The following is a 24,656-nucleotide window of genomic DNA, read 5'->3' on the forward strand; positions in this document are numbered from 1 at the left end:
AAAATTCGTAAAAGTCATGTTTTACTTCGTAAACGTCAGTGTTAGTGTTAAAGAAATATGGTATACTGTAAGTTAAGCGATTATGGAAAGGGATTGTATTTGTTACAACCAGCACGGAACACGCGGTTGATGCATTTTCTCTGCATTCGCTGCACTATCTTGTCAAGCCGGTAACGACGGCGGGAATCACAGAAGCCTTCCGGCGTTTGACGCAGGCCCGCTTCAAACCCAGAGAGCGCATTACGTTCACAGCGGGAGGGACAAAATATACGATGTATCTGGATCAGGTCTGCCTTCTTGAGAGCAATGATCACTTCGTAAATGTCTCTTTGGCGGACGGGCGGCGGCTGAGGATTTACGCATCTTTAAATGAGCTTGAGCAAAAGCTGGACAAAAGCTTTTTGCGGATCAATCGTGGGATTGTTGTCAACATGGAATATATTGCACAGATGCGGACCGGTATCTGTATTTTGCGGGATGGCAGTCGGCTGCCTATCGCAGTCCGGCAGAATGCCGCCATCCATTCGGCTTACAATGAATACGTGTTTCAGCAGCTTCCACAGAGAAAAGAATTTGAGTGAGGTGCAATATGGGGATTTATTTGCGTAATGTTATCGGTTTCTTCCTTCAGTTATTTCCCTGCAGTTTGATGCTTTTCCTTCCATTTGGTGAAGAAGCTTACCGTTTCCGGCGAAAGTATATTTTTACAGGGATCATTCTGGGTTCGGCAATTCTGGCACTGGCGTTTCCTGCACTGATCTGCTATGTGCTGCATGTATGGCCTGAGATAGATTCCGGAGCGCCGGCGAATCTGTATATGGTTGCGGCGATCCTGCTGATGCTGGCGGCCTATGTGTGGCTGGTACAGGAGACGCTGACGAAAAAGTTTCTGGCTTTTTTCAGTGTGTTATTTTATGCGGCGGTCCAATATTGGCTGGTCAATATAATTTCTATCTCCGTAACAAGTAGCTTTGTGTATCCGCCGATGAGTGTCTACAGTCTGCTCGATGTGCTGTTATACTTTGCGACCACAGCGCTGCTGTGCCCGGTAGAGTTTTTTGTAGTGCTCCGGCCGCTGGGAGAATTTAATCGGGAGATCAATCCGAAAACGATGAAGCGGGAGTTTTTCATGGCGATTTTCTCCAGCGCCGTCTGTTTTGTGCTGATGTTCTACTGCAACTCGCTGTGGCGGACGACTTTTGGCTGGACGGTGGCCCATGTGCTCTGTCTGCTGCCGGTGATGCTGTTTCTGATTATCGACCAGGCTGTCATTTACTGGCTGGTATTCCGGGAATCGGTGCGGTATAAACGTGACAGTGATCAGCGGCATGCTGCAGAGATCCAGCAGCAACAGTATGAGAAGATCACCAAAGAGATAGAGAATGCCCGGAGAATGCGACATGATCTGAGGCATCATTACAATTTTCTGAACGATATGCTGGAAAAAGGAGAGCTGGATGAGATGAAAAAATATCTCTCCCAGATCATTGATGCTACTGCCAGACGGGAAAATGAGGTTTACTGCAAAAACATGACGATCAACGGTCTGCTGCAGTACTATGCAGGGCGGGCCAGAGATGAAAATATTAGCTGCGAAATTTATGCCAGATGCGGAGAAATAGCAATAGAACCGGTAGATCTGACGATACTGTTCGGAAATGTCATAGAAAATGCGATTCGTGCCTGTCAGGAATGCGCAGAAAATCAGTGGATTACCGTTCGGGTGGGGACAGTACAAGATTCATTGGCTATCGAGATATCAAATGCCTGCAAGAGAGTGCATCTTAATCGTAAGTACCAGACGGAAAATGGATTTTCACCTGCGGAGGCCTTCGTAAGCGACCGGGATAACGGCGGATACGGCCTTCGCAGCATAGCTCATACGGCAAAGAAGTATGGCGGAAGTGCAGAGTTTAGGTTTAATGCCGGGACGGAAACCTTTACAACGCGGATCCGGCTGAATGCACAAGCCGAGATCGTATGAAAAACTTGCACTGGTTGGACGGCTGGATACGATCACCGCTGCGCAGCTGGAAACGGAGCTGAATCACAGCATCAATGGCCTTACAGCCCTGACGCTGTTGAGATTCAGAATACTCTTAAGAAAAAATTGTAGTTAGATGAGCCATCATTAAAAAATCTGCCATTTGGAGTCTGCCGTCATGCAACGCCTGTGTCAGATTCCCTTCGTATGTAAAATGAAGGAATACACAGCAGGGATCATGGAAGCAGCGATGATCACAAGGAACAAAACGGCTGTGGACTGGAAAAAGCTGTTTGCGAGAATGGCAATGCCGGCAAGGACCCAGAGCACAGAGGCGAGACGGTGTGTCCGGTTCCAGTTTTCCGAGCTGTCGAGTGTCCATGGAAGCCTGATGCCTATGGTGTAGTTCTGATGGTTTTTTGACATGTAATTCCCCAGCACGATGAAGACGATACCTAGCATCAGATTTACGATCAGACCGATATTAACAGGAAGTCCGAGGGCATATGCGTACGTGGAAAGACAGCAGATCAGAGAAACTGCCGGAATGATCCAGAAGATAAAGGAAAAGATCTTTCCGCCGATATTTTTCTTTTTTGGATCATTAAGTGTTATCAGGACCGTGAACAGATGGAGCGCCGTCAGCAGCAGCGGCATGCCGATCACAGTAAAGGGCTTGCTGCTCCAGCCGTTGGCGACATTATCTGCACCGAAGTGGGTTGCCATCTGCTCTGGAAGGCGATCCCACAAAAGCAGTCCGATAAACAGGGGCAGACAGGTGAGAAAGCAGGTTAAGATGAGCTTGTTTCTGTATGGTTTCAGTTCTTTCATTTTTTTGTATCTCCTTTCAGATTTGACAGCCACAGCATGATCTCTTCTACGGCTGAGGTATTCAGTTCATAATAAATAAAATTTTTATGCCGTGTTTCCCATACCAGATCGGCCTTTTTCAGTATGCCGAGATGGTAGGATATGGTTGCACCGCTCATATCGAAATGGCTTCCGATCTCTCCGGCTGAGAGGGAGCCCTGCCGCAGCAGCATCAGTATTTCACGCCGCGCGGGGTCAGACAGTGCCTTAAAAGTTTCTGCGAAGCTCATACGTCACCTCCTGTAAAAAATAGTCTGGATAGTATTTAGAAAAAAATCTAAATAGTTTAGATTGAATATAGTATGGATTTCTGGAAAAGTCAATACCTATTTAGAAAAAAATCTAAATACTGTTGCGCTGGACAACGCAGTTTGATTTGCGGTATACTAGTACAACCTAGTACAATAAATAAGAAAATGCTGTTTTGGACTTTTTAGAAGGAGAAGGTATGTCGCTTCAGTTTATTATGGGGAATTCCGGAAGCGGAAAGTCCCATTTTTTATACCAGAAAATTATTGAGGAGTCGCGCAGACATCCAAAGAAAAATTATATTGTGATCGTGCCGGAGCAGTTTACGATGCAGACACAGAAGGATCTTGTGATGATGCATCCGGACCGGGGGATCATGAATATCGATGTTCTGAGCTTTCGCCGTCTGGCGCACCGTATTTTTGAGGAGGTCGGCGCCGACCGCAGGACGGTGCTGACGGAGACAGGAAAAAACCTGATGCTGCGCAAGGTAGCGATAGAGCAGAAGGAAAAGCTGCAGGTGCTGGGCAGGCGCATGGACAGACCGGGGTACGTCTCAGAGGTGAAGTCGATTTTGTCGGAGCTGATGCAGTATGAGATTACTGATTTTGAGCTTCAGGAGATGATCCGCTTTGCCCAGAACAGACCGCTGCTTCGCGCCAAGCTTGAGGACGTGAGGGTACTGTACCGCGCGTTTTTGGAATACCAGAGGGAGCGCTTCATGAAGCCGGAAGAGCTGCTGGATGTTTTGTGCAGTGTAGCGGATCAGTCGCGGCTTCTGAAGAACAGTGTGCTGGCGCTTGACGGATTTGCAGGCTTTACGCCTTCTCAGATGAAGGTAATAGAGGTGCTTTTGACGATCTGCCCTGCTTTGTGGATCACAGTGACTATAGATGTGCGGGAAAATATTTACGGAAAAATCCAGGAGCATGAGCTGTTTGCTCCGAGCAAGAAGCTGATCCGGCATGTGAGTGAGGCTGCCAGACGAGTTTCTTCTATAGAAGATCCGGTGCTTCTCGGAGACGGGAAGCTGCCGCGGTTTTGCGCAGAAGGAGCGCTGCAGCATCTGGAGCAGAATCTGTTTCGCAAGAGCAGCCGCATTTATCGCGGGGAGGATCGAGAAGGGATCTCGTTTCATATATCAGTCAATCCTGCGCAGGAGGTACACTTTGCGGCCCGGACGATCTGCCGTCTGGTGCGGGAAGAAGGGCTGCGCTATCAGGATATTGCCGTGATCACAGGAAACCTGAGCGCTTATGATAATTATATCAAAAATATATTTCCGCAGTATGAGGTTCCGGCGTTTCTCGACGAAACGCGGCATATCCTGCTGAATCCGTGCCTGGAATTTATCCGGGGAGCGCTGCTTATGGTGCAGAAGGATTTCTCCTGTGAGACGATATTCCGGGTGCTGCGCACTACCATGGCAGGGCTTGCGATGGAGGCGGTGGACCGGCTGGAAAATTATGTACTGGCTGCGGGCATCCGGGGACACAGAGCATGGTCGCAGGAATGGACGTATCTTCCGGGCGGGATGACGCCGGAAGAGCTGCAGCAGTGCAATGTGTATCGTGCGCAGACAGCAGAGCTGTTTCTTCCGTTTTTCGAGAAGATGAGCCAGAAGGAGCAGCCGCTTCTTTTTTACGCGCAGGTTTTGTGCAGCCTGCTGGAGACGTGCGGGATACAGCAGCAGTTAAAGGACCGTGAGCTTTTGCTGATGCAGGAGGGCGCGCGCGAGGAAGCACGGGAGTATGCGCAGATCTACAGTATTCTGATTGCATTGCTGGATGAGATGGCAGAGCTGATGGGAGATGAAACGGTCAGCCTGAAAGAATTTTCGGAGATTTTGGACGCAGGGTTTGCTGAGGCCGGTGTCGGTATCATACCGCCGGGCATTGATCAGGTGCAGGTAGGAGATATTGAGCGCTCCAGACTTGCGCACGTGAAGGTACTGCTTTTCCTCGGGCTGAACGATGGCTGGGTGCCGGCGCATGGAGGTGGAGGCGGGATCGTCTCGGATATGGAACGGGAGCTTCTCCGGCAGACCGGGATCGAGCTGGCGCCATCGGCGCGCGAAAACAGTTATATTCAGAGATTTTATCTGTATCAGAATCTGACGAAGCCACAGCAGCAGCTGTATCTGTCGTGGTGTACGGGCAGCAGCGATGGAAGCGTCATGCGTCCCTCTTATCTGGCAGTCATGCTGGAAAAGATGTTTCCAGAGGCTTGGGTGGTGCAGGAGCCTGTAAGCGGTACTGATATTCATCAGGTCACCTCAAAGGAAAACGGGCTTTTGTATCTGACGGCAGGGCTGCAAAGACTGCGTGAAGGAAAAGAGGATGCGGCGTGGCTGGAGCTGTACCGCTGCTATCTGCAGGATGAGGCGTACTGTGACCGGGTAAAAACACTGGTGCAGGCAGCCTTTTTCCGGGGGATGCAGGGCAGGCTGTCCTATCAGACGTCCCGGGAACTGTACGGCGAGGTCATGACGAACAGTGTCACCAGACTGGAGCAGTTTGCCGCGTGTGCGTTTGCGCATTTTGCGCTCTACGGACTGCATTTATCCAAACGGGAGCTGTACGGGGTCAGGGCAGCCGATCTGGGAATTATTTTTCATCGGGCACTGGAGCTGTTTGCCAGAAAAATGCAGGCCCAGGGGGCTGACTGGACGGCGATCAGTCAGGAGGAGCAGGCAGAGCTGATCGAAATGTGTGTAGATGAGATCGCGGCAGAATATGGAAATGGCGTATTGCACGGCGGTGCGCGGGAGGAGTATACGATCGCGCGCATCAAGCGCATTTTGTGCCGGACGGTGTGGGCGCTGCACAGGCAGCTGCTGGCAGGAGAATTTAAGCCGGTCGGTTTTGAGGTGTCATTTGCTGATGCAGGAGATCTGGAGGCCGTCAATGTACGGTTCGGAAAGAATGGAAGGATCCGTCTGCAGGGCAGGATCGACCGCGTCGATACCGCGGACACACCGGATGCAGTGTATGTAAAGATTGTAGATTATAAATCAGGCAATACAAAATTTGATCCGGTTTCTCTGTACTATGGACTCCAGCTCCAGCTTGTTGTATATCTGAATGCGGCGCTTGAGATGGAGCGCAGGCTGCATGGAGAAAAACCGGTAGTTCCGGCAGGGATTTTTTATTATCATCTGGACGATCCGATTCTTGAAAAGGATGCGCAGCTTACGCCTGCGCAGATGCAGGAAAAGCTTCTCAAAAAGCTGCGGCCGGACGGTGTATTAAATGGAGATATGGAGGTACTGCGCCTTCTGGACAGAGAGATCGGCGCAGATTCGCTCGTCATCCCGGCAGGACTCAAAAAGGATGGTTCGCTAAAGGCAGCCTCAAGCGCCGTATCTACGGAGCAGTTTGAGCAGCTTTCCCGGTTTGTCTCACGCAAGATGGAGTGCATGGCACAGGAGATCGCGGATGGCGTGATAGAAGTGAAGCCGTTTGCCGACCAGCAGCAGAGCGCCTGTGATTACTGTATCTATTCGGAGGTCTGCGGGTTTGACCGCAGGATCCCGGGGATGAGCCAGAAGCGTACGCCAAAGCTTTCCAAAAGCGAGGCGTGGGAGCGGATCGCTCTGGAGGCAGGGGAGAATCCCTGTGACACAGAGCACGCAGAAACAGCGGACGGGAATATAAAAAAGGAGAAAGCGGAGGAGTTGCCATGGCAGTAAAATGGACACAGGAGCAGCAAAGAGTGATTGATACGCGGGACTGCGATATTCTTGTCTCCGCGGCGGCAGGATCCGGAAAGACAGCGGTCCTTGTAGCGCGGATCCTTGACCGGATCATGGATGAGAAAAGGCCGGTCGATATTGACCGGCTGCTTGTTGTGACTTTTACAAATGCGGCAGCTGCAGAGATGCGTGAGCGGATCCGGGAGGCGCTGGAAAGAAGAGCGGAGGAGGAGCCGGAGAATGTACATTTGCAGCGTCAGCTTGTGCTGGTGCATAATGCGAAGATCACAACGATACACAGCTTCTGTCTGCATGTACTGCGCAGCCATTTTCAGCTTGCGGGGATCGACCCGTCCTTTCGCATTGCGGACGAGGGGGAGATCACCCTGCTGGAGCAGGAAACGGTGCAGGAGACAGTGGCTTTGGCGTATGAGGGAGCAGATGAGCTGTTAACTGGGTTTTTTGAGGGATTTGCACCGGGAAAGAGCGATCAGGTCATAGAAAGCACGATACTTTCTGTGTATCATTATGCGCTTGGCCAGCCCTGGCCGGGAGAGTGGCTGAAGAACTGTCTGCGTATGTACCCGGAGGAGAAAAGTGGAAAGTATCCGGATGGCAATGTGGATCCGGTGGAAAATACAGAAAAAACAGACGTATCGCGTGGAAAACTCTGCGAAGGGCAGGATACAGGGTTTGGTGAGAACAGCAGTCAGTGGCTTTCGTATATTGAGGAGGATACGCGAAAAACGCTGGAGGATGCGGCAGAGCAGATCACAGAGGCGCTGCGCCTCTGTGAGGAGCCGGGAGGACCTTACCCATATGCAAAGGCACTGCAGGATGATCTGCGGATGCTGGAAAAGCTTCGCGGTGCGGGTTCGTATGAGGAATATGCGCAGGCATTTCACAGTATGCCGCCCTATACCATGCTTGGAAGAAAAAAGGATACGTCCATAGATGAGGAAAAGAAGGCGCTCGTACAGGAGCTGCGCAGTCAGATGAAGGATGCCCTTGCCGCGCTTTGTCAGCGATATTATTACGACCAGCCGGAGGTGCTGTGCGGGGAGTACAGAAAAAGCGGGGACTGTATCCGGGCAGTCGTAAGACTGACGCAGGACTTTATGGAACGGCTGGCGGCACAGAAGGCGGAGAAAAATATTCTGGATTTTGGCGATCTGGAGCACTTTGCGCTGCGGGCGCTGGTGGAAATCCAGGACGGGCAGGCGGTGCCTACAGCTGCAGCCGCAGAGTATGCCGAAGCATTTGATGAGATTATGATTGACGAGTATCAGGACAGCAATCTGGTGCAGGAGCTGATACTTAAAAGTGTGAGCGGGCGCGGCACGGGGGCGCATAATCTGTTTATGGTAGGGGACGTCAAGCAGAGTATTTACCGGTTTCGTCTCGCGCGTCCGGAGCTGTTCCTGGAGAAATACAAAACATATACAGAAGAATCAGACAAGACCTCCTGCCGGATCGATCTGCACCGCAATTTCCGCAGCCGTGCGCAGGTTTTGTACAGTGTGAATTACCTGTTTCGCCAGATCATGACAGAGGGACTTGGCGGAATTGTATACGACGCGGATGCGGCGCTCTATCCGGGAGCAGTATTTGCGAAGCGGCCGCAGGGCGAGGCATTTTTCGATACGGAACTTTATCTGGTGGAGACTCACACAGGAGAAAAGCAGCGGGAGGAGGCGCGCCTTGTCGGCAGAAGGATACTGGAGATTGTCGGGAAGGAAGCGGTGCTTGATAAGGAAACGGGAGAGTACCGACCGGCACGCTACGGTGATATCGTGATCCTGCTGCGCACGGTAAGCGGTTGGTCGGAGACATTTGCCGAGGTGCTCACAGATATGGGGATCCCCTGCTTTACCGGGTCGCAGAAGGGATATTTCTCTGCAGTGGAGGTGCGTACAGTACTGGCCTATCTGCAGATCCTTGACAATCCGGTGCAGGATATTCCTCTGGCGGCGGTGCTGCGCAGCGCGATCGGAGGGATCTGTGATGAAGAGCTGGCCAGGATCCGCAGCGCCTGCGAAGAGCGGTATTTCTATGATTGCGTGCAGGCGTACCGCGCGCAGGGCACAGACGATGCGCTGCGCCGGAAGCTGGATGCGTTTTTTGCGGTTTTTGATGAGCTGCGAAAAAAATCAGCGCATACGCCGGTGCATCTTCTGATCTGGGATCTTCTGGAGAAAACAGGGTACGGCGCATATGCGCAGGCGCTTCCGGCCGGGCAGCAGAGAAAGGCAAATCTCGATATGCTCATTGAAAAGGCGATCGCGTATGAGGCCACAAGCTACAGAGGGCTGTATCATTTTGTGCGTTATATTGAGAATCTCAAAAAATATGAGGTGGATTACGGAGAGGCGAACACCGGTGCGCAGGCAGATGATACGGTGCGCATTATGAGTATCCATAAAAGCAAGGGGCTGGAGTTTCCGATTGTATTTGTATCCGGGCTTGGCAAGCAGTTTAATGAATCAGACATCCGCAGCAAGGTCGTGATGCACCCGGAGTTTGGACTTGCGTGCGACTGTGTTGATGCGCAGCTTCGCACAAGACAGCCGTCGCTGCTCAAAAAGGCGATCCAGCAGAAAACATCCGCAGAAAATCTGGGGGAAGAGCTGCGAGTCCTTTATGTGGCCCTTACCAGGGCAAAGGAGAAGCTTATCCTGACCGGATGCGTGACGGATGCGGCGCAAAAGGCAGGAAAGTGGCGCACCGCGGCGGTGCATACAGGGGATACGCTGGCGTATTCTTATCTGTCACAGGCAGCGACTTATCTGGACTGGATCATTCCGGCGCTGATGCGCCATCCAGATGCAGCAGCCTTTTTTGACGAGATGGACATGGATGCAGACGGTGTGATACGCTCTGACAGACAGGAAGCAGCGTTTGCCATGCACATGATACGGGAAGAGGAGAATGAGGAAAAAGAAGCGCAGGACAGAAGCGATGAGGCAGTGTGCCTTGCGCGCCTGTTACAGCTTCCCGTGCAGGAGTGTTTTGATGAGGAGACTCAGGCGTATCTGAAAGAGGTATTCGGGGCCTCGTATCCATATAGCGCGGACAGACAGATCATTGGAAAGCTGTCCGTCTCAGAGCTTAAAAAGCTGTCATATATGCCGGATGAGGAGGATGCAGCGCAGCTGTACCAGCCGGAGACAGTGATACCGCTTGTACCGGATTTTCAAAAGCACGCGCAGCCGCTTCGCGGAGCGCAAAGAGGTACGGCCTACCACAGATTTATGGAAAATTTAGATTATTCTAAGAAAGATGCACTGGAAATACAGTTGGAAGAACTGATAAGTTGTGGTAAAATGTCCGAAGAAGAAGGGCAGGCGCTGTGCCTGGATGATATACGGCTCTTCCTTGCGACGAAGAGCGGAGGCAGAATGGAGCGTGCGGCACTGGCCGGGGAGCTGTACCGGGAGCGCCCGTTTGTGCTTGGTGTGCCGGCGGATCAGATCAGATCAGACTGGAGTCCGCAGGAGACGGTGCTCGTGCAGGGGATCATTGACGCATACTTTGTCGAGGATGAACAGATCACAGTGCTGGATTACAAGACGGACCGGACAGAGACGGCGGGAGAGCTTGCGGATAAATACCGGGCGCAGCTTGACTATTATGCCCTGGCGCTTGAGCGCCTGACCGGTTATCCTGTCGGGGACAGGATCATTTATTCATTTTATCTGGGAGAGGATATTATTTTATGAAAAAATCGTTCCGATATTTTTTTGCCGCGTTTTTTTTATCTGTCATTGCTGCGGGGATCGGGTTTGTCAGCCTGGGACTGTGGCCGTTTGGCGATAAGACGCTGCTGATCATTGACTCACTGCATCAGTATCTTCCATTTTATACGGATCTGCAGAGCAAGCTGGCCTCGGGAGAATCCTTACTGTATTCTTTTTCCGGGGGACTTGGATATAATTTCTGGTCTACGATCGCTTATTATATGGCAAGCCCGCTCAACCTTCTGCTCACCTTTGTACCAAAGGAGTACGTCTGCGATTTCATGGATCTGATGATCCTTTTGAAGCTCGGACTTTGCAGCGGCTGCTTTTCCTGGTATCTCCACAAGAGAGATCCGCAGAAGAAGTATCTGCCGGTCGTACTGGGCATGGCATACGGACTGAGCAATTTTGTGATAGGCTATTACTTCAATCTGATGTGGCTTGACAGTATTGCAATGCTGCCGCTTATCATGATGGGGATTGAGCGGATCACGCAGGGAAAGAGCGGACGGATGTTCGGACTGTCTTTGTTTTATGCACTGTGGTGCAACTACTACATCGGATTTATGCTCTGCATTTTTTCCTGCCTGTATTTTCTGGTGCGCTGGATCTCGAACAGGACGATCACCTGGAAACGCGTGGGCAAAAGCTGCTTAAACTTTGCCTGGTATGCGCTTCTTTCCGGGGGAATGGCGGCCCTGATGCTGCTTCCGGCGTTTCTGGGGCTGGCGACTTCAGAGTCTATGGAGGGAAATACCTTTCCGTCCGTGATAAAATTTTACGAGAGCGCGGCAGGTCTGCTGGAGAATCATCTGGCATTCCTGGAGCCGGTCAATATTTCAAGCTCTCAGGTCGGACTGAATGCGTACTGCGGTATCCTGACCGTTGTGCTGGCGCTTCTGTATTTGCTGGATAAAAAGATCAGGCTGCGGGAGAGACTGGCGCACGGTGCACTGTGTGCGCTCCTTGTATTTAGCTTTTCCTTTAATATACTGAATTATATCTGGCACGGTTTTCATGTACAGAATGGACTGCCGAACCGCTTTGCATTTATTTATATCGCCCTGCTGATCGTGATGGCTTACGACGCGGCAGGTCATCTGAAAAGCTTTTCGATTGCAAAGCTGCTGCTGGTATTTGCTGTGGCAGGAGCATTTGTCGCATACTGTTACGTACGTCCACAGCGCGAATATGATGCGGTGATCTATCTGATCACAGCGGGACTTTTGCTGGTGTATCTGGGGCTTTTGCTGATCGGACGCTTTGCCGGACAGCTGCGTCCCTCCATGTCTGGCGCCATACTGAGCGCAGTGCTTCTGATCGAGCTGTGCGCGAATGCGGTCTATGGGATCAACTGCAACGGCGGCGTGACGCGCAGCATCTATATTGCTGACCAGAAATCCTACCAGGCGCTGATGGATGCGGCAAATGAGCCGGAGGATGAATTTTTCCGAAGCGAGGTCGACCGTCAGAGAATGAGAAATGTGACGATGTATGCCGGCGGCAATGCGATGGTCATGTTTAATTCTACGATGCACGGATCCGTGATCGATTTTTGCGACAGAGTCGGGATTGAAGCGAGGACAAACAAAAATGGCTATCTCGGCGTGACAAAGCTGATGAACGATGTGCTGGGGATCCGTTACGTGGCGTCTCCGTCAAAGACAGCAGATACGTTTTATCAGTTTGAACGGATCGCAGAGGACGGGGAGCTGGCGCTTTATAAAAACGATTCGGCACTTTCTCTTGGCTTTATGGTCAATGATTCGATCGCAGACTGGGACATTCAGGCGAGTGAGCCGCTGCAGGTGCAGAACAGCTTCGTGCAGCTTGCGACAGGGCTTGATCCGATCTACGTGCTTGACCGCAACATTGACATGGAAGACGGACAGACGTACGGGATTAAAATACCGCAGGATAAGCAGGTGTATCTGTGTGTGGACACGAGAGTTGCCAAGATCGATCTGCGCACACCGGAGTATACGAGAGCCTATGAGGATTATACGGATCATCTGTACGTGATCAATGGAACGCCTCAGAGCGATATGGCAGATTTTACGGTAACGCTTAAGGATACGCAGGAGTCTGTGCAGGCTCACGTCTATACCTGCGCAAATGATGCATACGAGGCGGTCATTGACCGGCTCTCAGAGAGCCAGCTTACAGATGTTCGCGTCGACGGAAATGAGGTGAGAGCATCTCTGGATGCGAAGCGGGACGGGACGCTGATGCTTACGGTTCCGTACGACGAAGGCTGGGAGATCAAAGTAGATGGGAAAGAAAGTGAGTATTTCCGCATCGGAGAGGCGCTGATGGGGCTTAAAGTCGGCGCGGGTGAGCATACAATAGAAATGAAGTTTACGCCTCCGGGCTTCCATATGGGTGCGCTGCTCAGCGCAATCTGTGTTCTTCTGTATGTGCTGTCCGGCATATGGGAAAAACGCCATCCGCTGTGGTTTGCACAGGAGACGCGGATACAGGACGAACAGTTACAGGAGATATCTCCGGAGGAGAAAGCATCTTTGCAGGAAAGGAAAGAAAAATGCAGAAAATAGCAGAGCTGCTGCGCAAGGCGGCGGGAACAGAATGTGTGACAGAACAAGAAAGCATGAAGCAGCATACGACGTTTCGGATCGGCGGTCCGGCAGATGTGTTTGTGGTGCCGGATTCGGTGGAAAAGACGGCTGCGGTGATCCGCATCTGCCGTGAGCAGGGAGTTCCTTTTTATATACTGGGAAATGGAAGCAATCTTCTTGTATCCGATGAGGGATATCGGGGCGTGGTGGTGCAGATCTACAAAAATCTGAGCGAGATAAAAACAGACGGAAACACCGTGACTGCGCAGGCAGGAGCGATGCTTTCTGTGATCGCAAAAAGAGCCCTCGCTTCTTCGCTGACTGGATTTGAGTTTGCCTCTGGCATACCGGGGACGCTTGGAGGCGCGTGTGTCATGAATGCGGGCGCGTACGGCGGGGAGATGAAGGATGTTCTGGAAGAGGTTACTGTGCTGGATGAAAACGGACAGATCCGCCGGATCCCGGCAAAGGAGCTGGAGCTTGGCTATCGCAGCAGTGCGCTGGCAAAGAACGGATGGATCGCCCTGGAAGCAAGGCTTCGGCTTGAGCCGGGAGATCAGGCGCTGATCCGCGCACAGATGGAGGAGCTTAAAGAGAAGCGGACCACAAAGCAGCCGCTTGATATGCCGAGCGCAGGAAGCACCTTTAAGCGCCCGGAGGGATATTTTGCAGGTAAGCTGATCATGGATGCCGGACTGCAGGGCTTTGCCGTAGGCGGAGCGCAGGTGTCAGAAAAGCACTGCGGCTTTGTAGTAAATACGGGAGACGCCACGGCGCAGGATGTGCGCAGTCTGATTGCTGAGGTAGTAAGACGCGTAAAGGAGAACTCCGGAGTGACACTGGAGCCGGAGGTAAAAATGCTTGGAGAGTTTCAGCCTGTTTAGAAGAAAACGGTACAGAAGCGCAGGCGGAAGTCTGCGTACGGTGCACAAAAGGCATACAGAGGAAAAGACAGAAGAAGGCAGGGAGAAAATATGAGATTTGTCATTGTGACAGGGATGTCCGGCGCGGGAAAAAGTACGGCATTAAAGATATTGGAGGACGAGGGGTATTTTTGTGCAGACAACATTCCTCTTCCGCTGGTGGAAAAGTTTGCAGAGCTCTCCGGCGTACAGGAGGATGAATATACAAATAGCTACAGCAAGGTTGCGCTGGGGGTAGATGTCCGCGCAGGAGCGAATATCAGAAAGATCAAAACAGTGCTGGAGCGCCTTGTTGCAAAGGGAGTTTCCTACGAGATCCTGTATCTCGAGGCGGGAGATGGCGTATTGCTGAAGCGGTATAAAGAGACGCGCAGAAGTCATCCCCTGGCCAGGGACGGCCATATCGAGGACGGGATTGCCAGGGAGCGGGAGGCGCTGCAGTTTTTAAAGGAGCAGGCAGATTTTATCATAGATACCTCCAAGCTCCTGCCGCGTGAGTTAAAAGAGGAGATCAGCAAGATCTTTGTCGCCTGTCAGGAATATAAAAATATTTTTGTGACGATCGTTTCGTTTGGCTTTAAATACGGCATTCCGGTGGACTCAGATCTGGTCTTTGACGTACGCTGTCTGCCCAATCCGTATTATGTAGAGGAGTTGCGCCCGAAGACCGGGCTGGATGAGGAAGTACGCGAATACGTCATGCGCACAGAGACGGCGCACCAGTTTCTGGATAAGCTTGAGGATATGATTGAATTTCTTCTTCCAAACTACGTGGCAGAGGGAAAAAATCAGCTTGTGATCAGTATCGGCTGTACAGGCGGTCAGCACCGCTCAGTGACTTTTGCAGAACTTTTATACAGACATCTGTGCAAGCATGCGGGGTACGGGCTGAAGGTAGAGCACAGGGACATCGGGGTGCACAAAAAGTAAGGAGAAGGGGAGGACGAAATGTCTTTTTCCAGTGATGTGAAAAACGAGTTATCTATGTACAGCTGCGAGGCGAGGCACTGTGTGCTGGCAGAGCTCGCAGCACTCGTGGGGATGTGCGGATCTGTCTGTATTTCAGCAGCAGGATCTTATAAAATGAGAATTCATACAGAAAATATTACAGTGGCAAGAAAGTGCTTTACATTATTGCAAAAAGCATTTAATATAGGTATTGATGTTTCTGTTTATATACATAAAGGCAGCAGCAGGAAAAACCGCATTTATACAGTTCTGGTACGCAGCCATGAGGATACCATGCGTATTCTGCGCGCACTGAAGCTTCTGGATGAAGAAGGAGAGGTGACGGAGCAGGTATCGCCGGCCAATCAGCTTCTGGTACAGATGTCATGCTGCAGAAGAGCATTTATACGCGGAGCCTTCCTGGCGTCGGGATCTATCAGCAATCCGGAAAAATCATATCATTTCGAGATTGTCTGTGCTTCTGAGGCGCGGGCTGTGCAGCTTCAGGCGCTGATCGGAGCATTCGATCTGGATGCCAAAATCGTGCAGCGTAAAAAGCATTTTATTGTATATATTAAAGAAGGAGCACAGATTGTTGATATGCTTAATATCATGGGAGCGCATGTTTCTCTGATGAATCTTGAGAATATCAGGATCGTCCGTGATATGAGGAACAATGTGAACCGCAAGGTAAACTGTGAAGCAGCGAATATCAACAAAACGGTAAACGCGGCAGTAAGACAATTAGAGGATATCCGCTATCTGGAGGCTGTAGAAGGTCTGGAAGCATTGCCGGATGGATTGGCGGATGTCGCAGCAGCCAGACTGGCTCATCCTGACGCATCCTTAAAGGAGCTTGGTGAGATGCTGAGTCCTCCGGTCGGAAAGTCAGGGGTGAATCACAGATTGCGGAAAATAAGTCAGCTGGCAGAGGATTTAAGGCAGGACAAGGAGGAGTTTTAGTTATGACTACAAGAGAAATCACGATCCAGATTCCTAACGGTTTGGAAGCAAGACCGGTAGCAATGCTGGTGCAGGTGGCGAGTCAGTACCAGAGTGAGATCCACATAGAGAGCAAGAACCGCAGCGTAAATGCAAAGAGCATCATGGGTATGATGACACTGGGGCTGTCTTCGGGAGAAACGGTTGTAGTTACGGCAAATGGTGAGGACGAGGCAGAGGCGCTTCAGAATATAGAAAAGTTTTTAAGTTCTGCGAACGGAAAATAGCTTATTGGGAGACGAGGGCACTCCGGCAGGTGCATGCGTATGGCCGGTGTGCCTTTTTCTGTGATGGATGGAGCATCCCGTTATCAGAAGAGAGTACGGTTTAATACATAAGGAATGATGGAAAATGCACAGAGACAATACACTGAAATATTCGTTTCTCGCTTCCTTGCCGGTGCTGGCAGGATATCTTGTACTTGGCATTGGGTTTGGCGTGCTTTTGCAGGATAAAGGATACAGCTGGTGGTGGGCGTTGCTTATGAGTGCGACCATCTATGCCGGCTCGATGCAGTACGTGGCAGTAGATCTGATTTCCGCTGGCGCGTCTGTCGCAGCTGCGGCTCTGATGACGGTGATGGTGAACATCCGTCACCTGTTTTATGGCCTTACAATGGTAGATAAATACAGCGATACGGGGTGGAAAAAGCCCTATCTGATCTTCGCACTGACGGATGAGACCTTTTCGCTCGTATGTTCTCCGGAACTTCCGGAAGAGATAAATAGGAAAAAATATTATTTTTTTGTGTCGCTGTTCAACCAGTGTTACTGGGTGGCAGGAAGCATACTGGGAGCGGCGGCAGGAGCAGCGCTCCGATTTAACTCGGCAGGCATTGATTTTGCCATGACGGCGCTCTTTGTCGTCATTTTTATAGAGCAGTGGGAAAAGACCAGCTTTCATTTCCCGGCGGTCTGCGGTGTTGTGATATCTGTCGTATGCAGGGTGGTTTTCGGGGCATCCGGATTTCTGATACCGTCTATGCTTGGAATACTGGCAGCGATGCTCCTGCAAAAGAAGCAGGCAGAGCAAAAGCTGCATTTACAGGGGAAGGACAGACAGGCAGAGGAAGCTTTGCAGAACGCACAGGCACGCCCGGAAATGTGCTCAAAGGGAGAAGAGATACAGGGAGGTATGCGATGACAGGGAATACATATGCGCTGCTTCTGGTGGGAGTGGCAGCGGGAGTGACTGCACTGCTCCGTTTTCTGCCGTTTCTCGTATTCCGTAAACATACACCGAAAATCGTACTGTATCTCGGTGAGGTACTTCCCTGTGCGATCATGGGGATGCTTGTGGTCTACTGTCTCAGAAACGTTTCGATTTTCCCGGCTGCACATGCGTTGCCGGAGGCGCTGGCAGTTGCACTCGTAGTATTTTTGCACAGATGGAAGCACAATACGCTTTTGTCGATCGCGGCAGGAACAGTATGCTACATGTTTTTTGTGCAGGCAGTATTTAAATAACTAAAATGGTGCAGTATATCACAGAAATGGAGGAAGGACAATGAAAAAACCGGTATTAGTAGTAATGGCAGCAGGAATGGGAAGCAGATACGGCGGTCTGAAACAGATCGACCCGATCGATGAGTATGGCAATATCATTATGGATTTTTCTATTTATGACGCCATTCAGGCAGGCTTTCGCAAAGTAGTATTTATCATCAAAAAGGAAAATGAGGAGAGCTTTCGCCAGGCGATCGGTGACCGTATTGCAAAGCAGGTTGAGACAGCATACGTATTCCAGGATCTGAACAATCTTCCGGACGGGTTTACTGTTCCGGCAGACCGTGTAAAGCCGTGGGGAACAGGACATGCGGTACTTAGCTGCATCGGCACCGTGGACGGACCTTTTGCCGTGATCAACGCAGACGACTATTACGGCAGCAAGGCATTTAAGCTTGCATACGACTTCCTCGCAAATGCTCAGGAAGATGGAGAAAAGTATCAGTACATGATGGTTGGCTATCAGCTTGAGAAGACACTGACGGAGAACGGTCATGTAGCGCGTGGCGTCTGTGTAACGGATGCAGACGGGCATCTTGTAAAGATCAATGAACGTACCCATATCGAAAAGCGCGGCGATGATACTGCTTATACAGAGGATGACGGAAAGACCTGGACGGTGATTCCGCAGGGAAGCACAGTTTCTATGAACATGTGGGGCTTTACGGAGAGCATCCTTGAAGAACTGCATGCGCGTTTCCGTGCGTTCCTGGATGAAAATCTGGAGAAGAATCCGCTCAAATGCGAGTACTTCCTGCCATTTGTCGTAGATGAGCTCCTGCTCGAGGACCGTGCGACGGTTCAGGTGCTCAAGACAGATGACCGCTGGTACGGTGTGACTTACAAGGAGGACAAACCGCAGGTAGTCGCAGCGATCCGTGCATTGAAGGAGCAGGGCCTCTATCCGCAGAAGCTCTGGGAGGAATAAGGCATACTAAAATAGAAAAAACAGCTTCGGTGGCCGCAATGGCTGTCAGGGCTGTTTTTCACATTTAAGCAGTTCCGGCATATATTACGGTAGTTGGGAAAAAGGAGAGGAGCTTTTATGAAGAAAAAAATTCTTTCATTTGTACTATCTGCCGTAGTGGCTGCCGGAGGTGTTTTTTGCGTAGCCGGAGCACAGGAAGAGGAGCAGAGTAAAAAGAACGTGGCGGAAGCCGCAGACAAAACGGCCGATAAATCCGAAAAGAAACTTACGAAGGTTACGTTAAACGAAGTGGCGCACTCGATTTTTTATGCGCCGCAGTATGTAGCAATCGAGCTTGGGTATTTTGAGGAGGAGGGGATCGACCTTACACTGGTTACGGGCTTTGGAGCCGACAAGGTTATGACAGCGCTTCTTTCCGGGGAGGCGGATATTGGTTTTATGGGATCGGAATCCTCTATCTATACGTACAGCGGAGGCGCAAAGGATGCGCCCGTCAATTTTGCGCAGCTGACACAGCGTGCCGGAAATTTTCTCGTAGCGCGCGAAGAGATGCCGGATTTTAAATGGAGCGATCTGATCGGAAAAGATGTACTCGGAGGGCGAAAGGGCGGCATGCCGCAGATGGTATTTGAATATATTCTCAGACAGAACGGCATCGACCCTGCGGGGGACGTAAATATCGATCAGAGTATTGATTTTGGCTCGACAGCTGCGGCCTTTTCTGGCGGTCAGGGAGCGTTCACTGTAGAGTTTTATTAGTTACTACACCTATTTCAAAAACTTAAATCCATTGATCTTGTGCGTATTTTCATCAATGGTAATTTCGCTCACGATGCGCTTCCAAAAAGCATTTTTATGCTGCGCATCAAGCATGTCGTATAATTCTTTCCAATTCCCTGATAGCTCTTTTTTCAGATCAGTCATGCGCTGCATCAGTCCTTCCATATCTTTGTTTTGTGATTCTGTTGTAATCTCTGCTTCAATCAGAGCATATTGTTCGTCGTAGTATTCATCAGATATGCGTCCCTTCTGATAAAGGACATTCAGACGTTGCAGCTCTGATCTGAGCGCAGGAATACGATTGACAGGTGTCTCTTTTTGGGGACTCAGATTACAGATAATACTGTCGATGCTAGCGCACAGATTGTCTAACATATATTTTTCAATTACCGATTCTGTGATGCACGGAGTGGGACATTTAGAGAGCTTTGCAGAGCAACGGTATCGCTGATAATAACTCACATTGCCATTCTTCAGAGGTTGTTTTTTGCGGAATCCGGTCATAATCTTTCCACAATGCGGACATTTGACCAATCCGGAAAAGATATATGGACGATTTGTGTGCGGGTATGTTTTAGTGTCTGTTGTTTCTCTGATCAGTCTTAACTGATCGAGCGTAATGTACGCAGGATGGTAGCCCGGGATCCCGCGATAAATACCGGCATACAGTTCCTCAGTCAAAATTCGGTTTACCTGATATTTGGACGGGCAGTGATCAAAATCGGCATATTTACTCATGATATGTATGATAGTTTTTCTTTTGGAAAAGCATGAGAAATAATAGCCTACAGTATCCTCCACTATATGCTGCACTGCAGGATCCTTTTGTAGTTTTTTATCGACAGATATATACCCGTATGGTGCAGCTCCGGTCACATGCTCGCCGTTTTTAAACTTGTGATCAAGAACGACTTTAATACGTTCGCTTGTACGATCACATTCGCTCTGATTGACAGCGAGCATAATATTGACTACCATCTGTCCATTTGCAGTAGAAGTATCATACTGCTCAAAAATAGTTTTCCAATAGCAGTGGTGCCGGTCAAGGATTTCCTGAGTGATCTGGTATTCTTTTATGTTACGGAACCAGCGGTCGAGTTTGGTAACAAGGATAATATCTATTTTATCTTTCTCTACATCTGCAAGCAGACGCAGCAAAGCAGGGCGTTTGCTGACAGGTTTTCTGGCAGACACACCCTCATCAGCATACACGCCGACTATTTTATATCCCATTCTTTGCGCATATTCTGTCAGATCCTTGCGCTGCGCATCAAGAGAAAGCCCGTGTAAAAATTGTTCTTCCGTGGATACTCGCGGATAAAGTGCACATCGTAATTGCTTCATGTAAATCCCCCTCTGCATCATATGAAAAAAGAGTATAAAAAATACACCTGTACAGGTGCCGGAGGATTGTGGTATAATCAGCTTGCTTAAGGATGATTGTACCGTCCTCCGTGGACTGTATAGTTATCGTGTGCCGCTCGGTGTGCCAACATCGGGCGGTTTCACATTATTGACATTTTTGCATATTTTGCTATAATATACTTAACAGGACAGTCGGAGGGTGAGTGCACTTCACCCGATCCGGCGAAATATTAAGCTAAGAAATAGCTCGTCTACTTTACCAGAGTCAGGACGGGCTATTTCTTATTATTCATGCTCAGAATTGCAACAATTAACAGAGCGACTGTCAATATGATTTGAAATTCCTCATATGTACTCATAAGCATCATCCTTTCTGCAGGCTCAGATCGGATGAAAAGCACGTCCCCCGGCTGCCCGGGTAAGTATATTATTTTTAATGTGCCCCCTGCCGGAGCAGGGGGGATAAAGTTAATCTTTTTTCATTTTTGCAAATCCTATGTATGAAAGGACCATTTCGATAATAACGAACATAAAATACATAGGGAACAGAACAAGCGCTACAGTGTAGAGAATAGCACCAGTCAAAGCAAATCCGCGTTTTCTCATGAACAGTCCAAGTGCGTTAAAAAGGACTGCGAGAGCAGTACAGATCAGATGGGGCATAACAAGCGCCGTAGCAATGCCGGTGCCGATTTGCTCGGCGGCATCCGAACCGCTTCCGGCTGTGCCTGTCCAGTACACGATACTGTATACCAGATAAGCTACGCCGATGATCAGTGATACAAGTAACAGTTTGCTGAGTTTTTTCTTTTCCATAACTCAATCCCTCTTTTCTTTAGATTTTTATTAAAACGCCGAAGCGGTTTAATCAGATACCTTTTTCAATACCGCCAAATGCGGCTCAAAAAATATTATGTAGTTGTCAAACTCTGTGCATATCCCGTATTTATTCCGATATGCGGTTATTGCTTCTTTCAAAAATTCTTCTGTGACATCCAGATACTCCGCCATTTCATGCATACTTCTACAGTTGCGGTCAAATGCCTTTACGATTCCGCGCAGGCCAATTTGGCAGTTATACGCCCAGAGCCGTGCGCGGAGTTCCTGCTTGCGATTTGCAGCATTGGACTGATCTATAATATCGCCAACAGTGGTGTAATAATGTCCCAGCTCTTCGGCAAGCACACAGGATTTTTCTATCTGAGTCTGGATTGTATTACGGATAGCGATGCGCCGACCTTTGATCAGTCCATCGTGTTCTCGCAGCGGTTTTTCTTTTACAGCGAGGTGCTCCTGCTCCGCTGCGAGCAATAATTTTTCATACGTCAATTTAACTCCCCCGTATCAAATATCGTAAAGCACTTATGCGGCTTTTGTATAGTCGACTACAGCAATCTCCGTAAGTACAGATTTCAATTTTTCAAGGATAGACTCGATTTTTTGTAATGTCACGCCGTTCAGATATTCTTCACCGCACTGGGTGCATTTAGAACAAGGAACGTTTTTGATAATGATAAAGCATCCATTGTATTCGGTCATATAAGATGTAGTAGTTTTTTCAACATCGCCTTTACAAGTAAAACAGGTCATGATCTTTTCTCCTTTCTTGTTTCAAAATCAGATTCCCATTTTTCTGGATCTGGAAAATATGCTGTTATAACCCATATAGTCTCTAAATCACTTCCAATTACCGCATGCAGATAACATTGTCTCGTGGATTTCCCAAGAATCAGACAACTCGGATGCGGATAGTCATCCGGATATTGTTCAATAATTTTTCCATTCTTGATGCAGTCTATAACATCTTGCAGCAGAATGCCACGTTGCTCCAAACGCTTAGCTGCATGCATAGTGATCTCTATATTTTCGGGTATACATATTTTACGAATATCTTCAATTTTTAATTCCATATATGTGTCCTCAGTTAAAATTTTCCTCTTAATTCCACCACTTTCCCGATAATCTTCACAGGTTTTGTTTCGATTTCTTCGTTGCTAAAGAACATTGGATCATAGCTCGGATTATTGGAAATCAGCTCGATACCATCTCTATATTTCCGCAGTCGTTTACAAGTGGCATCATTACCGTTAATCATTGCAATCACAACATCACCTGATTCAGCATCATCCTGTTGCCGGACGATTACAACGTCACCTTCACACATTCGTGGCTCCATACTGTCACCGTGAATTTGTAATCCAAAGAACTCCCCAGTCTTTGCCATTTCTTCTGGTATTTCTTCTGTATCTATAATATCCGTAACGGCTTCGATCGGGATACCAGCGGCAACGCGACCGAGGACATTGATGACAACGCCTTTCTTGGTCTTGACAGGATCAGAAACAATTTTCTGCTCAGATAGCGAAACCTCACCTTCTAACATAGAAAACAGTGTATCGAAATCCATGCCCATAGCATCAGCAGCTTGCTTTATCACTTGAATAGATGGCGCAATAGGCTTCCCTGTTTTTGGGTGCTTATTCTTTTCTAATAGTGAAATGTAAGCTTTGCTTATTCCGCTTTTTTCAGAAAATAAATCCATGCTCATTTTTCCGTGATTTAATCTATATGCTTTTATGATATCTCCTAATAACACTTACAATCCCCCTTTCTCTATGTCTACTATATTATACAATTATAAAAAGGAAATGTCAAATATTTTAGACAAAAACTATTGACATGCTTTGTTCAATATGTTAGATTATAGATGTCAAACAAATTAAACAGAAAAGGAGTGAAATAACGTGGAGTATAAAATCAAACAGTTCAGAAATGAAAAAAATATTTCGCAGGAAGAACTGGCAAGATTGTCAGGGGTATCGAGAGCTATTATTTCGGGACTGGAGAGTGGAAGTATCAAGACAACAACAACAAGTACCCTTTCTAAGATCGCAGAGGCACTTGGGAAAAAGGTGAGTGATCTTTTTTTTGAACAAAGAGTCTAATATGTTAAACAGAAACAGGAGGTGAGAGGGGTGGAGAAAATAAAAAGAATCGGAATAAGCATACGAGGATGCGAAGAGTGTGAAACAATGAACTGCGCAATTCGTGTGATGAGAGCTTTACAATTCCGGCGCAGTAATGGATATACAGGGATTACAAAAGAATTGAACTATAGGAATGCTATTGCTTTTGATGAAGAGAAAGATGAAATAGTCATAAATGAAGAATTGTTGATGCAGGCGATCATCTTTGCAAATCCAGGGCAGGAAAGAAAAGGGATAAGGCTGGTTTCAGAAAGTGAATTTAGAAAATACAACCATATCCCTAAAGTCATTAAGGACGGAGGGCTGAAATAAAATCTGCTAACGTAGCGAATCCGTTAACGATATTTCCGAACCTATCTTTTGTTAGATTTTGGCAATCAATAATTGCTTCATTTGTTAGGGCACAAAGGCAGATAGTTTGATCGCCGTAGTCATTGATTAAATAGCCACAGCAGTCTAGTTCACGCATAGCGGAATCAACGTCATCAATCGGTAGTTGAGGGCAAAGATCATCATGAATAGCTTGCACAGAGCCAAAATGGCAAGCGACATTTTTTGATTGCCCCACTTTTCTCCGAGATAAAAACTGTGAATACAGAGCGTGAAGGACTGTTGCAGCTTCATTAGTCATTTTCACCATATAAGTACCTCCCTTCCTCGTACTCGGCTGCGGCAACAGCCTGTACAAATAAGATAGGAGGAACAGGTAGGAAAGTCAACAATTTCCAGAACACAAGGGAAGGAACACAGACAACCCATACGGCATAGAACAGTAGAGGGGTGGTGTAATGAGTATCGAGAAAATAGTAGCAATAATCATTGAGCTTCTTGAGCAGCAGGAAGGTGTGAAGATCGATTACAGGATCGAAAAGAAACAAGAAGAGAAAACCGCCTGATGGCGGAAAAGGAGGACAAACATTGTTAAAGAAACTGATCACGCTGCATGCTATCGCAGCGGCAGCAACAACGATCATCTACACATGGATGACAAAAGGCGACTGGGCGTACATATTCGCGATGATGGCGCTTTATAACTGGGTGCTGGGGACGGCGGCGATCGCGGCGGACATACATCAGGACAGAAAGGTGAGGCATCATGGAAGAATCA

24 protein-coding genes and 1 pseudogene are annotated in these 24,656 nt (G+C 48.8%); 16 read left to right on the plus strand and 9 right to left on the minus strand.

Annotated elements, in window-relative coordinates; translation table 11 throughout:
* Positions 1–272 precede the first annotated feature (272 nt).
* Together QOX44_RS12285 and QOX44_RS12290 are read left to right on the plus strand one after the other, a co-directional pair.
* Positions 273–581 (plus strand): LytTR family DNA-binding domain-containing protein, encoded by a 309-nt coding sequence (locus tag QOX44_RS12285; protein WP_283683402.1) that lies wholly within the window; start codon positions 273–275, stop codon positions 579–581.
* Between the two features lie 8 nt (positions 582–589).
* The gene (locus tag QOX44_RS12290) at positions 590–1,984 is read left to right on the plus strand and encodes a sensor histidine kinase (protein ID WP_283683403.1); all 1,395 of its coding nucleotides are present in this window, start codon (positions 590–592) and stop codon (positions 1,982–1,984) included.
* A gap of 192 nt (positions 1,985–2,176) precedes the next feature.
* Here QOX44_RS12290 and QOX44_RS12295 read toward each other — a convergent pair whose 3' ends face one another.
* Together QOX44_RS12295 and QOX44_RS12300 are read right to left on the minus strand one after the other, a co-directional pair.
* Positions 2,177–2,815: an SdpI family protein gene (locus QOX44_RS12295; RefSeq protein WP_331488391.1), complete on the minus strand. Its 639-nt coding sequence runs from the start codon at positions 2,813–2,815 to the stop codon at positions 2,177–2,179.
* Complete coding sequence (locus tag QOX44_RS12300; RefSeq protein WP_283683404.1) at positions 2,812–3,084, minus strand: autorepressor SdpR family transcription factor; 273 nt, start codon at positions 3,082–3,084, stop codon at positions 2,812–2,814. Before QOX44_RS12300 ends, QOX44_RS12295 begins: the two co-directional genes overlap by 4 nt.
* A 218-nt stretch (positions 3,085–3,302) precedes the next feature.
* Between QOX44_RS12300 and addB the strand changes: the two genes are divergently transcribed.
* The 11 genes and pseudogenes from addB to QOX44_RS12355 all read left to right on the plus strand — a co-directional run.
* Positions 3,303–6,794: a helicase-exonuclease AddAB subunit AddB gene (gene addB, locus QOX44_RS12305; protein ID WP_283683405.1), complete on the plus strand. Its 3,492-nt coding sequence runs from the start codon at positions 3,303–3,305 to the stop codon at positions 6,792–6,794.
* A complete protein-coding gene (addA, locus tag QOX44_RS12310; RefSeq protein WP_283683406.1) occupies positions 6,785–10,516 on the plus strand; it encodes a helicase-exonuclease AddAB subunit AddA in 3,732 nt (1,243 codons plus the stop codon). The genes addB and addA overlap by 10 nt, the downstream gene beginning before the upstream one ends.
* Positions 10,513–13,089: a YfhO family protein gene (locus QOX44_RS12315; protein WP_283683407.1), complete on the plus strand. Its 2,577-nt coding sequence runs from the start codon at positions 10,513–10,515 to the stop codon at positions 13,087–13,089. Before addA ends, QOX44_RS12315 begins: the two co-directional genes overlap by 4 nt.
* Positions 13,077–13,994 (plus strand): UDP-N-acetylmuramate dehydrogenase, encoded by a 918-nt coding sequence (gene murB / locus QOX44_RS12320; protein ID WP_283683408.1) that lies wholly within the window; start codon positions 13,077–13,079, stop codon positions 13,992–13,994. Before QOX44_RS12315 ends, murB begins: the two co-directional genes overlap by 13 nt.
* Before the next feature lie 90 nt (positions 13,995–14,084).
* Positions 14,085–14,963 (plus strand): RNase adapter RapZ, encoded by an 879-nt coding sequence (gene rapZ / locus QOX44_RS12325; RefSeq protein WP_283683409.1) that lies wholly within the window; start codon positions 14,085–14,087, stop codon positions 14,961–14,963.
* Positions 14,964–14,981: 18 nt separating this feature from the next.
* Positions 14,982–15,944, plus strand: a complete 963-nt coding sequence (gene whiA / locus QOX44_RS12330) for a DNA-binding protein WhiA (RefSeq protein WP_283683410.1) — start codon at positions 14,982–14,984, stop codon at positions 15,942–15,944.
* Between the two features lie 2 nt (positions 15,945–15,946).
* Positions 15,947–16,210: an HPr family phosphocarrier protein gene (locus QOX44_RS12335; RefSeq protein WP_283683411.1), complete on the plus strand. Its 264-nt coding sequence runs from the start codon at positions 15,947–15,949 to the stop codon at positions 16,208–16,210.
* A gap of 124 nt (positions 16,211–16,334) precedes the next feature.
* Positions 16,335–17,126, plus strand: coding sequence for an AzlC family ABC transporter permease (locus QOX44_RS12340; RefSeq protein ID WP_283683412.1), 792 nt, complete (start codon positions 16,335–16,337; stop codon positions 17,124–17,126).
* Positions 17,123–17,449, plus strand: a complete 327-nt coding sequence (locus tag QOX44_RS12345; protein ID WP_283683413.1) for a branched-chain amino acid transporter permease — start codon at positions 17,123–17,125, stop codon at positions 17,447–17,449. The genes QOX44_RS12340 and QOX44_RS12345 overlap by 4 nt, the downstream gene beginning before the upstream one ends.
* Before the next feature lie 40 nt (positions 17,450–17,489).
* Positions 17,490–18,416, plus strand: coding sequence for a nucleotidyltransferase family protein (locus tag QOX44_RS12350; protein ID WP_283683414.1), 927 nt, complete (start codon positions 17,490–17,492; stop codon positions 18,414–18,416).
* A gap of 117 nt (positions 18,417–18,533) precedes the next feature.
* Positions 18,534–19,169 (plus strand): annotated as a pseudogene (locus QOX44_RS12355) (ABC transporter substrate-binding protein); the annotation flags it as partial.
* A gap of 15 nt (positions 19,170–19,184) precedes the next feature.
* Here the strand turns inward: QOX44_RS12355 and QOX44_RS12360 are convergent.
* The 6 genes from QOX44_RS12360 to QOX44_RS12385 form a co-directional block, all read right to left on the minus strand.
* On the minus strand, positions 19,185–20,540 hold the full coding sequence (locus QOX44_RS12360) for a recombinase family protein (protein ID WP_283683415.1): 1,356 nt from the start codon (positions 20,538–20,540) through the stop codon (positions 19,185–19,187).
* A gap of 489 nt (positions 20,541–21,029) precedes the next feature.
* The gene (locus QOX44_RS12365; RefSeq protein WP_283683416.1) at positions 21,030–21,377 is read right to left on the minus strand and encodes a hypothetical protein; all 348 of its coding nucleotides are present in this window, start codon (positions 21,375–21,377) and stop codon (positions 21,030–21,032) included.
* A gap of 48 nt (positions 21,378–21,425) precedes the next feature.
* Complete coding sequence (locus tag QOX44_RS12370) at positions 21,426–21,890, minus strand: ImmA/IrrE family metallo-endopeptidase (RefSeq protein ID WP_283683418.1); 465 nt, start codon at positions 21,888–21,890, stop codon at positions 21,426–21,428.
* Between the two features lie 33 nt (positions 21,891–21,923).
* Entirely contained in the window at positions 21,924–22,151 is a 228-nt protein-coding gene (locus tag QOX44_RS12375) for a type II toxin-antitoxin system MqsA family antitoxin (RefSeq protein WP_283683419.1), read from the minus strand.
* Positions 22,148–22,471 (minus strand): DUF4258 domain-containing protein, encoded by a 324-nt coding sequence (locus tag QOX44_RS12380; RefSeq protein WP_283683420.1) that lies wholly within the window; start codon positions 22,469–22,471, stop codon positions 22,148–22,150. Before QOX44_RS12380 ends, QOX44_RS12375 begins: the two co-directional genes overlap by 4 nt.
* A gap of 14 nt (positions 22,472–22,485) precedes the next feature.
* On the minus strand, positions 22,486–23,157 hold the full coding sequence (locus QOX44_RS12385; RefSeq protein ID WP_283683421.1) for a helix-turn-helix domain-containing protein: 672 nt from the start codon (positions 23,155–23,157) through the stop codon (positions 22,486–22,488).
* Positions 23,158–23,305: 148 nt separating this feature from the next.
* On the opposite strand from QOX44_RS12385, the gene QOX44_RS12390 reads away from it, so the two are divergent.
* On the plus strand, positions 23,306–23,506 hold the full coding sequence (locus tag QOX44_RS12390; protein WP_283683422.1) for a helix-turn-helix transcriptional regulator: 201 nt from the start codon (positions 23,306–23,308) through the stop codon (positions 23,504–23,506).
* 30 nt (positions 23,507–23,536) lie between these two features.
* Positions 23,537–23,860, plus strand: a complete 324-nt coding sequence (locus QOX44_RS12395) for a hypothetical protein (protein WP_283683423.1) — start codon at positions 23,537–23,539, stop codon at positions 23,858–23,860.
* Here the strand turns inward: QOX44_RS12395 and QOX44_RS12400 are convergent.
* Positions 23,838–24,188, minus strand: coding sequence for a hypothetical protein (locus QOX44_RS12400; RefSeq protein ID WP_283683424.1), 351 nt, complete (start codon positions 24,186–24,188; stop codon positions 23,838–23,840). The genes QOX44_RS12395 and QOX44_RS12400 overlap by 23 nt on opposite strands.
* Positions 24,189–24,466: 278 nt before the next feature.
* Here QOX44_RS12400 and QOX44_RS12405 point away from each other — a divergent pair.
* Positions 24,467–24,656, plus strand: a 190-nt coding sequence (locus QOX44_RS12405; protein WP_283683426.1) for a hypothetical protein, incomplete at its 3' end; no start/stop codon positions are given.

This window comes from Parablautia sp. Marseille-Q6255, assembly GCF_951230155.1.
Lineage (GTDB): Bacteria > Bacillota > Clostridia > Lachnospirales > Lachnospiraceae > Choladousia.

Coding starts and splice junctions, on each gene's coding strand:
- QOX44_RS12340 (WP_283683412.1), top strand. CDS start 16,335: ATGCACAGAGACAATACACTGAAATATTCGTTTCTCGCTTCCTTGCCG.
- whiA (WP_283683410.1), top strand. CDS start 14,982: ATGTCTTTTTCCAGTGATGTGAAAAACGAGTTATCTATGTACAGCTGC.
- QOX44_RS12375 (WP_283683419.1), bottom strand. CDS start 22,151: ATGACCTGTTTTACTTGTAAAGGCGATGTTGAAAAAACTACTACATCT.
- QOX44_RS12315 (WP_283683407.1), top strand. CDS start 10,513: ATGAAAAAATCGTTCCGATATTTTTTTGCCGCGTTTTTTTTATCTGTC.
- addA (WP_283683406.1), top strand. CDS start 6,785: ATGGCAGTAAAATGGACACAGGAGCAGCAAAGAGTGATTGATACGCGG.
- QOX44_RS12285 (WP_283683402.1), top strand. CDS start 273: ATGTATCTGGATCAGGTCTGCCTTCTTGAGAGCAATGATCACTTCGTA.
- QOX44_RS12300 (WP_283683404.1), bottom strand. CDS start 3,084: ATGAGCTTCGCAGAAACTTTTAAGGCACTGTCTGACCCCGCGCGGCGT.
- QOX44_RS12335 (WP_283683411.1), top strand. CDS start 15,947: ATGACTACAAGAGAAATCACGATCCAGATTCCTAACGGTTTGGAAGCA.
- murB (WP_283683408.1), top strand. CDS start 13,077: ATGCAGAAAATAGCAGAGCTGCTGCGCAAGGCGGCGGGAACAGAATGT.
- QOX44_RS12400 (WP_283683424.1), bottom strand. CDS start 24,188: ATGGTGAAAATGACTAATGAAGCTGCAACAGTCCTTCACGCTCTGTAT.
- QOX44_RS12365 (WP_283683416.1), bottom strand. CDS start 21,377: ATGGAAAAGAAAAAACTCAGCAAACTGTTACTTGTATCACTGATCATC.
- QOX44_RS12380 (WP_283683420.1), bottom strand. CDS start 22,471: ATGGAATTAAAAATTGAAGATATTCGTAAAATATGTATACCCGAAAAT.
- QOX44_RS12290 (WP_283683403.1), top strand. CDS start 590: ATGGGGATTTATTTGCGTAATGTTATCGGTTTCTTCCTTCAGTTATTT.
- QOX44_RS12345 (WP_283683413.1), top strand. CDS start 17,123: ATGACAGGGAATACATATGCGCTGCTTCTGGTGGGAGTGGCAGCGGGA.
- QOX44_RS12360 (WP_283683415.1), bottom strand. CDS start 20,540: ATGAAGCAATTACGATGTGCACTTTATCCGCGAGTATCCACGGAAGAA.
- QOX44_RS12350 (WP_283683414.1), top strand. CDS start 17,490: ATGAAAAAACCGGTATTAGTAGTAATGGCAGCAGGAATGGGAAGCAGA.
- rapZ (WP_283683409.1), top strand. CDS start 14,085: ATGAGATTTGTCATTGTGACAGGGATGTCCGGCGCGGGAAAAAGTACG.
- QOX44_RS12295 (WP_331488391.1), bottom strand. CDS start 2,815: ATGAAAGAACTGAAACCATACAGAAACAAGCTCATCTTAACCTGCTTT.
- addB (WP_283683405.1), top strand. CDS start 3,303: ATGTCGCTTCAGTTTATTATGGGGAATTCCGGAAGCGGAAAGTCCCAT.